Origin of the sequence: Bordetella genomosp. 13 (assembly GCF_002119665.1) — a bacterium.
Lineage (GTDB): Bacteria > Pseudomonadota > Gammaproteobacteria > Burkholderiales > Burkholderiaceae_B > Bordetella.
Genome location: NZ_CP021111.1, coordinates 4,192,937 through 4,206,184, shown reverse-complemented (window position 1 = coordinate 4,206,184; position 13,248 = coordinate 4,192,937). Strand labels below are relative to the sequence as shown.

Below are 13,248 nucleotides of genomic sequence, written 5' to 3'. Positions count from 1 at the left end.
CAATACCGATCCATTTTCCATCACCGAGTTCCATGTCGTCCCGCCACACCCCGCAGAGGCCCGCGCTTGGCTTCTGAATCCGCAGCTTCGGAACTCGCCGACCTCCGGCGGGAACGCCAGGCGGCGTTCCGGGCCGGCGTGCACGCCATCGCACCGGCGCTTATCGCCACCGGCACGTGGGGCCTGGTCACCGGTGTGGCCATGGTCAAGTCGGGCCTCACGGAATCCATGGCCCTGGCCATGACGCTGCTGATGTATGCCGGTTCGGCGCAGCTCACGTCGCTGCCGCTCATCGCGGCCGGCGCGCCGCTGTGGCTCATCTTCGCCGCCGGATTCGTGGTCAACCTGCGCTTTCTCATTTTCGGCGCGGCGCTGCAACCGTACTTCAGGCAGCTCAGCTGGCCCAAGCGGCTGGCGCTGGGCTACTTCACCACCGACATGGGCTTCGTGCTGTTCATGCCGCGCTATGGCGACGCCGCCGAGCGCGGCACGCGCGAGCAGCTGTGGTTCTACATCGGCTCCATCGCGCCGGGATGGTTCGTCTGGCAAGCATCCTCCATCGCCGGCATCCTGCTGGGCACCTTGGTGCCCACCGAATGGTCGCTCGATTTCGCCGCCGTGCTGGCCCTGCTGGCCATCACCGTGCCCCTGGCCAGTTCCAAGCCGGTGCTGATCTCCATGCTGGCCGCCGGCATCACGGCCTGGGTGGGCCAGGTGCTGCCGCTGCGGCTGGGCCTGGCGGCGGCGGTCGTCGCCGGCATTGCCGCGGGCATCATGGCCGAGCGCTATTTGAAGGGCGGCAAATGAGCGCATACGAGATCTACGTTTACTCCGCCATCCTCTTGCTGACGCTGTGCAGCGTGCTGACGCGCGCTGGCTTCATGCTGTTTGGCGACTACGTGCCGCTGCCCGACGGCCTGCGCCGCGCGCTGCGTTATGCGCCCGCCGCCGCGCTCACCGCGATCCTCGTGCCCGACATGCTGCCGTGGCGCACCGGCGTCGGTCCGGTGTTCGACTTCAGGTTGGTCGCCGGCATTGTCGGCATTCTGGTGTTCCTGCGTACGCGCAACGCGGTACTGGTCATCGTGGCGGGCATGGCCACGCTGTGGGTGCTGCGCTGGCTGGCCGCATAGGCGCGCCCAGCCCATCGGCCAGGGCAGGCCGCACCTCGCCGCCCCCATCTGACCGGCCACACCGGCCGGCCGCACCTGACCGGCTGCACCGTGGCGGTTGGGGCTACGGCCGCCCGGCTGCTAAAATAAGTTATCCACAGCAATCCGGGACGCATTGCACTTCCGTTTTGTTCTTTTTCCGTCCCGGCTTCTGCCCGACCTGATGATCGAATCTACCTCTACCGCAGCGCCCGCTGCAGACGCGCCTTCGCGCACATTCGCCGATTTCGCGCTGCATCCGCTCCTGCTCCAGTCCATCGCCGAGACCGGCTACACCACCCCCACGCCGATCCAGGCCCAGGCCATCCCCGTGGTGGTCGAGGGCCGCGACGTCATGGGCGCGGCCCAGACCGGCACGGGCAAGACGGCCGCGTTCACGGTGCCCATCCTGCATCGGCTGATGCCGCTGGCCAACGCCAGCGCCTCGCCAGCGCGCCATCCGGTGCGCGCGCTCATACTCACGCCCACGCGCGAGCTGGCCGACCAGGTCTATGAAAGCGTCAAGCGCTACAGCAAGCGTACGCCGCTGCGCTCGGCCGTGGTGTTCGGCGGCGTCGACATCGGTCCGCAGAAAGAAGCGCTGCGCCAAGGTTGCGAAGTGCTGGTGGCCACGCCGGGCCGGCTGCTCGACCACGTCGAGCAGAAGAACGTGAACCTCGGGCAGGTCGGCATCCTGGTGCTGGACGAGGCGGACCGCATGCTCGACATGGGCTTCCTGCCCGATCTCGAGCGCATCATCCGGCTGCTGCCCGCGCAGCGCCAGGGGCTGCTGTTCTCGGCCACCTTCAGCAACGAGATCCGCAAGCTGGGCCGCTCTTACCTGAACAGTCCGGTCGAGATCGAAGTCGCGGCGCGCAACGCCACGGCCGACACGGTCAGCCAGATCGCCTACAAGATGTCCGGCGAAGCCAAGCGGGCCGCGGTGGTGCACCTGGTGAAGTCGCGCGGCCTGAAGCAGGTCATCGTGTTCTCCAACACCAAGATCGGCACCGCGCGCCTGGCGCGCCAGCTCGAGCGCGACGGCGTCAAGGCCGAATCCATCCACGGCGACAAGACGCAGGCTGACCGCATGAAGGCGCTGGACGCCTTCAAGGCCGGCGACCTCGAGGTGCTGGTGGCCACCGACGTGGCCGCGCGCGGCCTCGACGTGGCGGGCGTGCCCTGCGTCATCAACTACGACCTGCCGCACAACTCCGAAGACTACGTGCATCGCATCGGGCGTACCGGCCGCGCCGGCGCCACCGGCGAAGCCATCGCGCTGTTCACCGATGCCGAAGAACGCTATCTGCTGGACATCGAGAAGCTGATCAAGCGGCCGGTGCCGCGCGGCACGCTGGACGTGCCGGCCGACCTGGTTGAACGCAGTCACGGCCGTGGCGATCGTTCCGATCGCGAACGCGGCGACCGCGATCGCGGCGAACGTCGCGAACGAGGCGAGCGCGGCGCCCGTCCCGCGCGTGCCGACCGCCGTCCGGTGGACGATTTCTTCCTCAAGCCCTACGAGCCTTCGCAGTCCTCGTCCGGCCCGGCCGAGCAGAACAAGGAAAGCGCGCCTTCCTCCACCCCCAAGCGCCAATTGGCCGCGCTGCTGGGCGGCAGCAACCGAAAGACCTCAGATTCGTGATGCCGGGCGCGGCCTTCAGGCCGCCAGTAGCGCCTTGACGTCCGGCAGGCCGGTGTCCAGCGCGGGGCTGTCGTGGCTCAGGTTCTGCAGCAGACGTTCGAGATGGCCGATGTGCGGCAGCATGGGGCCATAGAACAGCACGTTGTCGCCGGCCTGTACCAACAAGGTGGGGAAGTTCTCGACATCCTCGTCGCCCAGCAGGTCGGGATGGTCTTCAATGTCGATCCAGGCGTAGGCGTGTTGCGGCTGGCTGTCGGCCAGGGCTTCGAGCTTGGGGCGATATTGCGTGCACGTGTCGCACCAGGCGGCACAGAAGCAGGCCACCAGCCAGGAATCGGGGTTGGCCAGGGCGTCGCGCAGGGCTTGGTCGTGGGTACCGGGTACGAGCAGGGGCATGTGGGCAAATTGCAGCGTGTTTGACTATGATACCCGGCATGCAGACCACCCGCCTCGCCTCATGACCCCATCCCGTCCAGACCTTGCCGCCGGTGCAACCGTGGCCGGCGCGACGGGCATTGCCCGTGCGTTCCGCCGCGCGATGGTGTCGCAATGCCATCCCACCATGCTGTTCGCGGTGCTCATGCCGTTCCTCATCGCGCTGCTGGGCGCCTTCCTGCTCCTGTGGTTGTTCTGGGCGCCGCTTACCGAGTGGCTGCGCACCGAGGCCGCGCAATGGGAAGTGGTCAACCAGGTCGATGCCTGGCTGGTCGGCATCGGGCTGTTCTCGCTCAAGGTCTACCTCATTCCCGTGATCGCCGCCGCCGTGCTGCTGCCTGTGTCGGGTATTCTGGGCCTTACCATCGCGGCCGTGTTCGTCATGCCGCTGGTGCTGCGCCACGTCAGCCAGCGCGAGTACGCAAGCGTGACGCGCCAGGGCCACAATGCCACGGCGGTCAGCGTGTGGAACGCGCTGTGGGTCAGCGTGGTCTTCGCCGCGGGCTGGCTGCTGACGCTGCCGTTCTGGCTGATACCGCCAATGGCGGTGCTGCTGTCGATCTTCTGGTGGGCCTTCGCCTTCTCACGCATGCTGCGCGTGGACGCCATCGCCGAGCACGCCAGCCCCGACGAACGCCGCATCCTGCTCGAGCGCCACAACACCCGGTTCTGGATCCTGGGCTTCATCTGCGCGCTGATCAATCTGCTGCCTCCGGCCTGGATCATCCTGCCCGTCTATTCCAGCCTGGTGTATGCGCACTATGGACTCGATGCCCTGGCCCGACTGCGCGGCGAGCGCGTCATCGAGGTCGACGCCAAGGTCCGCGTCGAGTAATCCTTCGGAATTCCGTCATGTCCGTCCCCTCCGCACGCCGTATCGGCCTGATCATCGTCGGCGATGAAATCCTGTCCGGCCGCCGGCAGGACAAGCATTTCTCCAAGGTCATCGAACTGCTGGGCGCGCGCGGGCTGCAACTGGCCTGGGCCGAGTTCCTGCCTGACGATCGCGCGACCCTCACCCATGCGCTGCGGCGCACCTTCGCCTCGGGCGACGTGGTGCTGTCGTGCGGCGGCATCGGCGGCACGCCCGACGACCATACGCGCCAGGCCGCGGCCGCGGCGCTGGACCTGCCGCTGGCGCTGCATCCCGAGGCCGCCGAGGCCATCGCCCTGCGCACGGCCGAGATGGCCGAGAAAAACGGCCTGCCGCCGCCCGACATGGACGCTCCCGAGAATCGCCAGCGCCTGCAGATGGGCATGTTCCCGCAGGGCTGCGAAGTGGTGCCCAATCCGTACAACCGCGTTCCGGGCTTCTACATCCGCGACCATACCTTCGTGCCGGGCTTTCCCGTGATGGCGTGGCCGATGCTCGAGTGGACGCTGGATACGCGTTACCGCGAGCTGCATCACTCCGTCGTGCTGGCCGAGCATTCCTTCCTCGCCTACCAGATGCCCGAGTCGCGAATCACGCCGTCCATGGAAGCCATCGAGCAGCGCTGGCCGGGCGTGCGTGCGTTCAGCCTGCCGTACATGGGCGACAAGGGCGGCCCGGCTCACCTCGAACTGGGCGTGAAGGGCGAGCCAGCCGCGGCAGCCGAGGCGCTGGCGTTCTTCCAGGCCGAGGTGCGGCGCCTGGGCGGCAGCCTGACGCCGCCCGCAAACTGAAAAAGCGGTTGCCAAAACGACCGCAAAATTTCACAATACGATAAGTCCAATTTTGCTGCGCCGCCGCATCCTGTCGGGATGCGCCCGTCAACTCTGTTGATTTCACCTATGTCCCGCCTGCTGTCGGATCCGTCTCAGCCGCCCAGTCCGGACGCCAAGCCCGGCGGCCGGCAGGCTCCCGTCGCCATCCAGGTCATCGATCGCGCCATGCGCCTGCTAGACGCCCTGGCGGCCCAGCCCGAACCGGTCACCCTCAAAGAGCTCTCGGCCACCACGGGCCTGCACGCGTCCACCGCGCACCGCATCCTGAACGACCTAGTGGTCGGCCGCTATGTCGAACGTGTCGACAATGGCCTGTACCAGTTGGGCATGCGCCTGCTCGAACTCGGTTCGCTGGTGAAGGGGCGGTTGAACGTGCGCGAGGCCGCGCTGTCCGTCATGCGCAACCTGCACCGCCAGACGGGCCAGACCATCAACCTGTCGGTGCAGCAGGGCGACGAGATCGTCTACATCGACCGAGCCTGGAGCGAACGCTCGGGCATGCAGGTCGTGCGGGCCATCGGCGGCCGCGCGCCGCTGCACCTTACCTCCACGGGCAAGCTTTTCCTGTCCAGTGCCGATCCGCGCCAGGTGCGCGCCTATGCGCTGCGCACCGGGCTGGCCGGGCATACGCGCAACAGCCTGACCGAGCTCGACCGGCTCGAGCGCGAACTGGCGCAGGTGCGCCGGCACGGCTACGCGCGCGACAACGAAGAACTCGAGCTGGGCGTGCGCTGCATCGCGGCCGGCATCCATGACGACTCCGGCAAGCTGGTCGCCGGCCTGTCGATCTCCGCGCCGGCCGAACGCCTGCAGGACGAATGGATACGCCTGCTGGTCGACGCGGCCGCCGGCATTTCCGAGGCGCTCGGCTTCGAGCCTCCTTCCCAGGCCGACGAGCCCGCGTTACCGGGCGTCTCCAACTCAGGGGCATCCTCCGCCGCCAGGCATGCCCCCTGAACCCTTGTTGGCTCATCGCAGCCGCCCCGCGCAGTGGGCGGCGCTGTCGCTGGCTTCGCTGATCTTCATCGTCGTCTTCGAACTGCTCAGCCTGCCGGCGGCCGTGCTGCTGGGGGCCATCGGCGGCGCCATCGTGGCCGCGGTCAACGGCGTCAAGCTGCAGACGCCGCGTTGGTCGTTCATCGCCGCGCAGGGCGCGATCGGGTGCCTGATCGCGCGCAGCATGCAGCCTGGGATCCTCACGGCGCTGGCCGCCGACTGGGCTATCTGCCTGGCCGCGGTGCTGTGCGTCATCGTCGCCAGTTCCTTGCTGGGCTGGGTACTGGCCAAGCGCCGGGTGTTGCCCGGCTCCACCGCGGTATGGGGCCTGTCGCCGGGGGCGGCCAATGCCATGGTGCTGATGGCGGAAGCCTATGGAGCCGACGTACGGCTGGTCGCCTTCATGCAGTATCTGCGCGTGGTGCTGGTGGTGCTTGTGGCTTCGGCGGTCTCGCGCATCTGGGGCATCGAGCCCGTGGCCAGCGTCGCCGCGATGGACTGGTTCCCCGAGCTTGCGGCCGTGCCGTTCGCCTCCACGCTGGCGGTGGTTTTGGCGGGCGCCTGGCTGGGCCACGTGCTGCGGCTGCCGGCTGGTGCGCTGCTGCTGCCCATGGTCGTGGCGGTGGCGCTGCAGAACACGGGCAACCTGCACATCACGCTGCCGCCGTGGCTGCTGCTGCTTTGCTATGTGGCCATCGGCTGGAACATCGGCCTGCGTTTCGATCGGGCGGTGCTGGTATACGCCCTGCGCGCCTTGCCCCGCGTGCTGCTGGCGGTGCTGGCCCTGATGGCCCTGTGCGGCGTGCTGGCGGTGCTGCTGATCGAACTTGGCGACGTCGATCCGCTGACGGCCTATCTGGCCACCAGTCCGGGCGGCGCCGATTCGGTGGCAATCATCGCGGCCTCCACCCCGGTCGACCTGCCTTTCGTCGTGGCCCTGCAGACTGCGCGCTTCGTGCTGGTGATGCTGCTGGGGCCGTGGCTGGCCAGGCTGGTGGCCCATTACGCCGGTGCGGGCCCCGCAGCGGACCATCCAAAAAAGTAGTCCCCGCGCGGCCGGGCCGGCGGGGACGAAGGTAACGACTGTCGTTGTTGTCGGTGCCGGGAGGCGTGGCTCCCGGTCTGGCTATGCCCGCGAGCTTATTGCTTCTCGATGCCGACCTTCTTGAACAGTTCGGCCCACTGGGGAACCTGCTGCTTCACCTTGGCCTGCAGGGCCTCGGGGTTGGCTTCGTTGGTGAGGACGGTGGCGCCCAGTTGCTTCATGCGTTCCTGGAACTTGGGGTCGGCCAGGCCGGCCTGCAGGCTCTTGACGAGCTTGTCGACCACGGGCTTGGGCGTGTTCTTGGGCACCCACATGCCGTGCCAGATGCCGACCTGGAAGCCCTTGTAGCCGGACTCGTCCATGGTGGGCAGCTCTTTCAGCGTGGGCACGCGCTCGAGGCTGGTGACGGCGTAGGCCTTCACCGACTTGGCCTGGATCTGCTGCGTAGTGTTGGTGGTCTGGTCGCACATCAGGTCGACCTGCTTGCCCAGCAGGTCGTTCATAGCCGGGGCCGTGCCCTTGTAGGGCACCGTCAGCAGATTGACGCCCAGCGCATCGGCCAGCATGGTGCCGCACAGGTGGCTGGCCGCGCCGATGCCGGCATTGGCCAGGGAGATCTTGTCGGTGTTCTTCTTGACGTAGTCGACAAGTTCCTTGATGTTGTTGGGCGGGAAGTCGGAGCGCGCCACGATGGTCATGGGCACATCGACCACCAGGCCGATGGGCTCGAAACCGTTTAGGGCGTCGTAGCCGGGGTTCTTGTACAGCGACGGCGCGGTGGAGAAGCCGATGTGCATCAGCAGGATTTCGTAGCCGTCCGGCTTGGCGCGCGCGACCTGCGTGGTGCCGATGGTGCCGCCGGCGCCGCCCTTGTTCTCGACCACCACGGTCTGGCCCAGCGACTGGCGCATGGCTTCGGCCAGGGAGCGCGCGACGTTGTCGGTAGGACCGCCCGCGGCGAACGGAACGACCATGTTGATGGGGCGTTCGGGATAATCGGCCTGGGCGGCGCCTGCGAAGCACAGGGCGCCCACGGCCAGCGCGGCCGAGAGCTTGCGGGTGTAGCGGATCATGAAGTCTCCAGGTGGGCTGAATGTGTGGATATTGCAGGACCGGCGTGCCGGTCGCGGCTTATTGCCATCAGCATCTAGCGAGTGTAGAAAACAATCGTCACATCGTCATCTTGGTAGTTCCCCCATTTTCCGGAGGTTATATCCGTGCAGTGGCGATAAAGTGCAAATAAGTATTGCACTGCACAAACAGTGCTTGACATGAAATCTGCGTGGCCTAGAATGCACTTTGTGCAGTGCAGCAAAACGCGCCGGCGGTATTTCAAAGTGGAGTCCGAAAGTACCAGTCCGCGCACGTTCCCTTTTCGTCGCAGACCTTTCCATATCCATTCCATGCGCCGGCCCAGCCGGCCACTACAGGAGATACCATGAGCGCCATTCCGCAACAAGTGCTGGCCCGTCAAAAAGCTTCCATCAACACGCTGGTCGCCGCCCAGGCCGCCCTGTTCAGCGGCTTCGAAAAGCTGGTCGATCTGAACATGAAGGTCGTCAAGGCCACGATCGACGAGGCCGCTCAGAAATCGGCCCAGGCTGCCGAACTGAAAGACCCGCAAGACGTGGCCGCCTTCACCACCGGCCTGGTGCAACCGGGCGCCGAGAAGGCCCTGGCCTACGGCAAGCACGTGTATGACATCGTCGCCGGCGTGCAGACCGAACTGGTCAAGCTGGCCGAAGAGCAGATCGCCGAAAGCCAGCAGCAAGTCACCGAAGCCGTCGAGCAGCTGTCCAAGAACGCTCCCGCCGGCTCGGAAAGCGCCGTTGCCATGCTGAAGTCGTCGCTGGCCACGGCGAACAGCGCCTACGAGTCGCTGAGCAAGGCTGCCAAGCAGGCCGCCGAAGTCGCTGAATCGAACATGAACGCCGCCGCCAACGCCACGTTCAAGGCCGCCACCGACGCCGCCGAGGCTGCCGGCAAGGCGACGCGCGCCCCGCGCCGCGCCGCCGCGTAACGTAACGGGGCTGTTGCGCAGCCCGACTCTGTAGTACTGTGTAAAGACAGAGCAGAGCTGGAATTAGGGGTCACCTTCGGGTGGCCCTTCTTTTTTGCCTGCGCCGCCTGGGTTCGACGGCGGATTTTCCCGCCTTCAGGGGTGATTCCGCCAAGCCGAACGCCGAAGGGGCCTCAGCGGTGAGCTGCCACCGCCCGCACGCATTCCTCGACCAGTGCCGGGCCGCGATAGATAAGCCCGGTGTAAAGCTGCACGGCATCGGCGCCGGCCGCCATCTTCTCGCGAGCCTGCTTGCCCGACACGATGCCGCCCACGCCGACGATGGACAGTGTCCGACCCACCCGCGCACGCAGCCGTTCGATCACCGCCAGCGAAAGCTCGTGCACCGGCGGGCCCGACAGGCCGCCGGCCTCATCGGCATGCGGCTGGCCCTGCACCGCCGCACGCGACAGCGTGGTGTTGGTGGCGATGACGCCGTCCACGCCCAGTCCGGGCAGGATGTCGGCGATGGCGTCGATCTGCTCGTGGTCCAGGTCGGGGGCGATCTTCACCAGCATCGGCACCTGGCGGGCATGCTGGTCGGCCAGTTCCTTGCGCTTGTCGCGCAGGCGGGACAGCAGGGACGTCAGTTCATCGCCGCCCTGCAGGGCGCGCAGGTTTTTGGTGTTGGGCGAGGAAATGTTCACCGTGACGTAGTCGGCATGCGGGTACACGCCGGCCAGGCCCAGCAGGTAATCGTCGGCGGCGCGCTCGATGGGAGTGTCGGCGTTCTTGCCGATGTTCAACCCCAGCACGCCGCCCTGGCGCCGCCATTGGCTGCGCTGCACGTTGGCCACGAAGGCCTCCAACCCCAGGTTGTTGAACCCCAGCCGGTTGATCAGGGCCTGCGAGCGCGGCAGGCGAAACATGCGCGGCTTGGGATTGCCGGGCTGCGCGCGAGGCGTGACCGTGCCGACCTCGATGAAGCCGAATCCCAGGTTGCCCAGGGCGTCGATGTGCGCGCCGTTCTTGTCCAGCCCCGCGGCCAGGCCGACCGGATTGGACAGCTTCAGCCCCAGCAGTTCGGTGGGGGCCTGGGGACGGGCCTGCAGCAGGCGCCGCGTGGCGCCGCAATCGTAGGCCCGCTGCAGATTGGTCAGCGTGAGCTCGTGGGCGGTTTCCGCATCCATGGCGAAGAGCGCCGCGCGGGCCAGGGGATAGGCTTGGAACAGGATCGACATGGGCCGGATTGTAGTGGAGTGGGCGTGCTCCCGCGGCGAGGCGCGCGCGGGCATGCCGGCTAGGGGCCTGCGGGACTAGCCGGTATGGTCCTGCCAGCCGCCGTCCAGCAGCATCTGCAAGGGCTGGAAGCTGGATTTGTAGGCCATCTTGCGGCTGTCGCGGATCCAGTACCCCAGGTACAGCCAGGGCAGGTCCAGGGTGCGGCACTGCTCGATCTGCCACAGGATGCTGTAGGTGCCCAGGCTGCCCGGCGCGTCAGGGTCGTAGAAGGTGTAGACCGAGGACAGGCCGTCGTCCAGCACGTCGATGATGGACACCATGCAGAGCACGCCCTCGGGCGTGCGGAACTCGACCAGCCGCGTGTTGACGCGCGTGGTCAGCAGGAACTGCGCGTACTGCGTGCGGCTGTCTTCGTCCATGCCGCCGCCCGGATGGCGACCCTGCTGGTAGCGGGTGTACAGCGCGTAGTGCTCGGGCGACCACGCCAGCTCGGCCACGAAGGCGCGCAGCGGCTGGTTGAATCGCCACGCGCGGCGCTGGCTGCGGTTGGGCGTGAAGCGGGCCGTGTCCACGCGCACCGGCACACAGGCGCGGCAGTGGTCGCAGTGAGGGCGGTAAGTGAACAGGCCGCTGCGGCGAAAGCCCTGTTCGACCAATTGCGAATACGTGCCCGCGTTGATCAGGTGCCCAGGGGCCGCCACCTGCGACCGTGCCTGGCGGCCAGGCAGATAGCTGCACGGATAGGGCGCCGTGGAGTAGAACTGCAGCGTGGAGAAGGGAAGTTCTTTGAGCTGGCTCATGGGCTTGCGCGCGGTTCGATGCGTGGGGCGCGCCGAGCCTTATTATCGCGCATCTTGCCGGGCGCGCTCAGGACAGCAGGCCGTCGGGCGGAAGCGGATGCAACAGTCCGTCGGCATCCAGCATGCCGCGCCGCCAGGGCGGGGCGGGCAAGTCGACCGTGGCACGCACGTGCGCCAGGAAGCGGGCCCGATCCACCGGCCTGGCGCCCATGCTGGCCAGATGCCGCGTTTCCTGCTGGCAGTCGATCCATTCGACGCCGTGGCGCTGCAGGAATCGGACCAGATAGGCCAGGGCGATCTTCGACGCGTCGGTGGCTCGCGCGAACATGGACTCGCCGAAGAACATGCGGCCCAGGCTGATGCCGTACAACCCGCCGGCCAGTTCGCCGTCTATCCAGGTTTCGATGCTGTGCGCGCGGCCCTCGGCATGCCAGGCGCGATATGTCAGCTGCATGGGCTCGGTGATCCAGGTGCCGGCATGGTCGCCGCGCGGCGCGGCGCATAGGGCCAGCACTTCGGCGAACGCGGTGTCCACGCGCACCTGCACCGAGGGCCAGGGCTCGACGGCCTCGCGCGCGATGCGGCGCAGGCGCTTGCGCAGCGAGTGCGAGGGCGCGAAGTCGGCGCAGGCCAGCACCATGCGGGGATCCGGGCTCCACCACAGCACCGGCTCGCCCTCGGAATACCACGGGAAAATGCCGTTGCGATACGCCTCGGTCAGGCGCGCGGTGGAGAGGTCGAGGCCGGCCGCCACCAGGCCGGGCGGCTGCTGCAGCGCCTGCTCGGGCGGGGGCAGGGGCGTGTCGGGATCGAGCCAGGGCAGTTTCAAGGCAACACGCGTCAGCGGCGCGAATCGAGCGTGTAGTGCTGGGTGGGGAACGTGCCGCGGCGGCGGTCTTCGAAATAGCGCTGCAGCGTCGTGGCGACCGTGCGGAACGACAGGTCGCTCCAGGGAATTTCGGCCTCGTCGAAGTAGCGCGCCTCCAGGCTTTCGGGGCCGGGATCGAGTTCGGGGCCCAGCGCCTCGGCCAGGTAGAACAGGTGCACCTGTTCCACCTGCGGCACGTCGATCACCGTGTACAGCTGGCCCAGCGCGATGCGGGCGCCGGACTCTTCGAGCGTCTCGCGCTCGGCCCCCTGCGCGGTGCTTTCGCCCAGCTCCATGAAGCCCGCGGGCAGGGTCCAGGTGTCGTAGCGCGGCTCGATGGCGCGCCGGCACAGCAGCACGCGCCCCTGCCACGTCGGCACCGTGCCGACCACCATGCGCGGGTTCTGGTAATGGATGGCGCCGCAGTGATCGCAGAGATCGCGTTCGCGGTTGTCGCCGTCGGGCACGCGGCGGGCGACCGGCGATCCGCACTGGCTGCAGAAGCGGGCGCGGCGCGGGGCCGGAAAGTAGCTGGGGGGCTGATTGGCGCTCATGACGGCGATTCTACCGGCACCGGCGTCGGCCGCGACAGGGGTGGGCGGCGCCTACAAGGAGGGCAGGGCGCAAAAGCCCAGGCGTGTCGGCATCTCGCGGCGCGAAGCCTGGCGCAGCGGGGCGGCGGACGCCGCATCGGGCAGCCGGACCTGCGGTTCCTGGCCGTCTTCTAGCGACTCCAGCGCGTCCAGCAGCGGCACGCCGTCGACGGTGTGCAGCAGTTCGAGCAGCGTGCCCAGCTCGCGGTCTTCGATCATGCCGGGGCCGGCGTCCGTGACGGCATACAGTCGGCCCGTGTCGTCCAGCCACCATGCCGATACCCGCCCCGCGTCCAGCCCGTTGTGCGTCTGCAGGCCCGAGCCGGAGTCCGCGCGGCGCAGGATGTAGGGCGCGGCATCCAGGCGCACGTAAACCCGCTGCGGACCGTTCTGGAAATACCAGCGGCCCTGGTCGTCGCCGGCATAGTTGCGATCCATGAAGGCGAGGATCTGCGTGTTGGTGACGGGTTCGCCCGGGCCTCCCGCCGCCGCGTCGCCCTGCGGATGCAGCCGCCAGCGGCCGCGTTCGTCCAGCGACAGCCAGCCGCATACCGCCGGCACGTCGGGCCAGCGGGCGATGGCTTCTTTGACGGCCTGGTCCATGATGGCGGGACTAGGCGCGGGAGCGCCGGATGGGGAAAAGGGCGGAGTACATGCGGCGATTATAGGAAGCGTGGCGGCGTGCAACGTGCGGCGTGGCATGCACAGCGTGCGGCGCGAGCCACGCCATGTCAGCCATGCAACGGCATGCGACAGCAGGCGTGCCA

At 67.8% G+C, this 13,248-nt stretch carries 15 protein-coding genes; 8 read left to right on the top strand and 7 right to left on the bottom strand.

All coding sequences use genetic code 11. The features are described 5' to 3' along the window. Positions 1–66: 66 nt before the first annotated feature. The 3 genes from CAL15_RS18980 (at position 67) to CAL15_RS18970 (ending at position 2,796) form a co-directional block, all read left to right on the top strand. Positions 67–807: an AzlC family ABC transporter permease gene (locus CAL15_RS18980; protein WP_086079918.1), complete on the top strand. Its 741-nt coding sequence runs from the start codon at positions 67–69 to the stop codon at positions 805–807. After that, complete coding sequence (locus CAL15_RS18975) at positions 804–1,133, top strand: AzlD domain-containing protein (RefSeq protein WP_086079917.1); 330 nt, start codon at positions 804–806, stop codon at positions 1,131–1,133. The genes CAL15_RS18980 and CAL15_RS18975 overlap by 4 nt, the downstream gene beginning before the upstream one ends. A gap of 202 nt (positions 1,134–1,335) precedes the next feature. Next, the gene (locus CAL15_RS18970; RefSeq protein ID WP_086079916.1) at positions 1,336–2,796 is read left to right on the top strand and encodes a DEAD/DEAH box helicase; all 1,461 of its coding nucleotides are present in this window, start codon (positions 1,336–1,338) and stop codon (positions 2,794–2,796) included. Positions 2,797–2,811: 15 nt separating this feature from the next. On the opposite strand, the gene CAL15_RS18965 is transcribed toward CAL15_RS18970, so the two are convergent. Then, on the bottom strand, positions 2,812–3,192 hold the full coding sequence (locus tag CAL15_RS18965) for a thioredoxin family protein (protein WP_086079915.1): 381 nt from the start codon (positions 3,190–3,192) through the stop codon (positions 2,812–2,814). Positions 3,193–3,253: 61 nt separating this feature from the next. On the opposite strand from CAL15_RS18965, the gene CAL15_RS18960 reads away from it, so the two are divergent. From CAL15_RS18960 to CAL15_RS18945, 4 genes are all read left to right on the top strand, one after another. Further along, a complete protein-coding gene (locus CAL15_RS18960; protein WP_086079914.1) occupies positions 3,254–4,066 on the top strand; it encodes an EI24 domain-containing protein in 813 nt (270 codons plus the stop codon). A 17-nt stretch (positions 4,067–4,083) separates the two neighbouring features. Then, positions 4,084–4,896 carry a competence/damage-inducible protein A gene (locus CAL15_RS18955; RefSeq protein WP_086079913.1) on the top strand — a complete coding sequence of 271 codons (813 nt, stop codon included), beginning with the start codon at positions 4,084–4,086 and terminating at the stop codon, positions 4,894–4,896. Positions 4,897–5,004: 108 nt separating this feature from the next. Beyond that, positions 5,005–5,895, top strand: coding sequence for an IclR family transcriptional regulator (locus CAL15_RS18950; protein WP_232468031.1), 891 nt, complete (start codon positions 5,005–5,007; stop codon positions 5,893–5,895). Continuing rightward, positions 5,885–6,979: an AbrB family transcriptional regulator gene (locus CAL15_RS18945; RefSeq protein WP_086079912.1), complete on the top strand. Its 1,095-nt coding sequence runs from the start codon at positions 5,885–5,887 to the stop codon at positions 6,977–6,979. The genes CAL15_RS18950 and CAL15_RS18945 overlap by 11 nt, the downstream gene beginning before the upstream one ends. A gap of 95 nt (positions 6,980–7,074) precedes the next feature. On the opposite strand, the gene CAL15_RS18940 is transcribed toward CAL15_RS18945, so the two are convergent. Next, positions 7,075–8,052, bottom strand: coding sequence for a tripartite tricarboxylate transporter substrate-binding protein (locus CAL15_RS18940; protein ID WP_086079911.1), 978 nt, complete (start codon positions 8,050–8,052; stop codon positions 7,075–7,077). Positions 8,053–8,417: 365 nt separating this feature from the next. On the opposite strand from CAL15_RS18940, the gene phaP reads away from it, so the two are divergent. Then, the gene (phaP, locus tag CAL15_RS18935; RefSeq protein ID WP_086079910.1) at positions 8,418–8,999 is read left to right on the top strand and encodes a TIGR01841 family phasin; all 582 of its coding nucleotides are present in this window, start codon (positions 8,418–8,420) and stop codon (positions 8,997–8,999) included. 173 nt (positions 9,000–9,172) lie between these two features. On the opposite strand, the gene CAL15_RS18930 is transcribed toward phaP, so the two are convergent. From CAL15_RS18930 to CAL15_RS18910, 5 genes are all read right to left on the bottom strand, one after another. Next, the gene (locus tag CAL15_RS18930; RefSeq protein ID WP_086079909.1) at positions 9,173–10,219 is read right to left on the bottom strand and encodes a quinone-dependent dihydroorotate dehydrogenase; all 1,047 of its coding nucleotides are present in this window, start codon (positions 10,217–10,219) and stop codon (positions 9,173–9,175) included. Between the two features lie 75 nt (positions 10,220–10,294). Further along, positions 10,295–11,020 carry an arginyltransferase gene (locus CAL15_RS18925; protein WP_086079908.1) on the bottom strand — a complete coding sequence of 242 codons (726 nt, stop codon included), beginning with the start codon at positions 11,018–11,020 and terminating at the stop codon, positions 10,295–10,297. 67 nt (positions 11,021–11,087) lie between these two features. Beyond that, a complete protein-coding gene (gene aat / locus CAL15_RS18920; RefSeq protein WP_086079907.1) occupies positions 11,088–11,849 on the bottom strand; it encodes a leucyl/phenylalanyl-tRNA--protein transferase in 762 nt (253 codons plus the stop codon). A gap of 11 nt (positions 11,850–11,860) precedes the next feature. Continuing rightward, positions 11,861–12,442 carry an NUDIX hydrolase gene (locus tag CAL15_RS18915; RefSeq protein WP_086079906.1) on the bottom strand — a complete coding sequence of 194 codons (582 nt, stop codon included), beginning with the start codon at positions 12,440–12,442 and terminating at the stop codon, positions 11,861–11,863. A gap of 51 nt (positions 12,443–12,493) precedes the next feature. Further along, the gene (locus tag CAL15_RS18910) at positions 12,494–13,084 is read right to left on the bottom strand and encodes a DUF2946 family protein (protein WP_086079905.1); all 591 of its coding nucleotides are present in this window, start codon (positions 13,082–13,084) and stop codon (positions 12,494–12,496) included. Positions 13,085–13,248 lie beyond the last annotated feature (164 nt).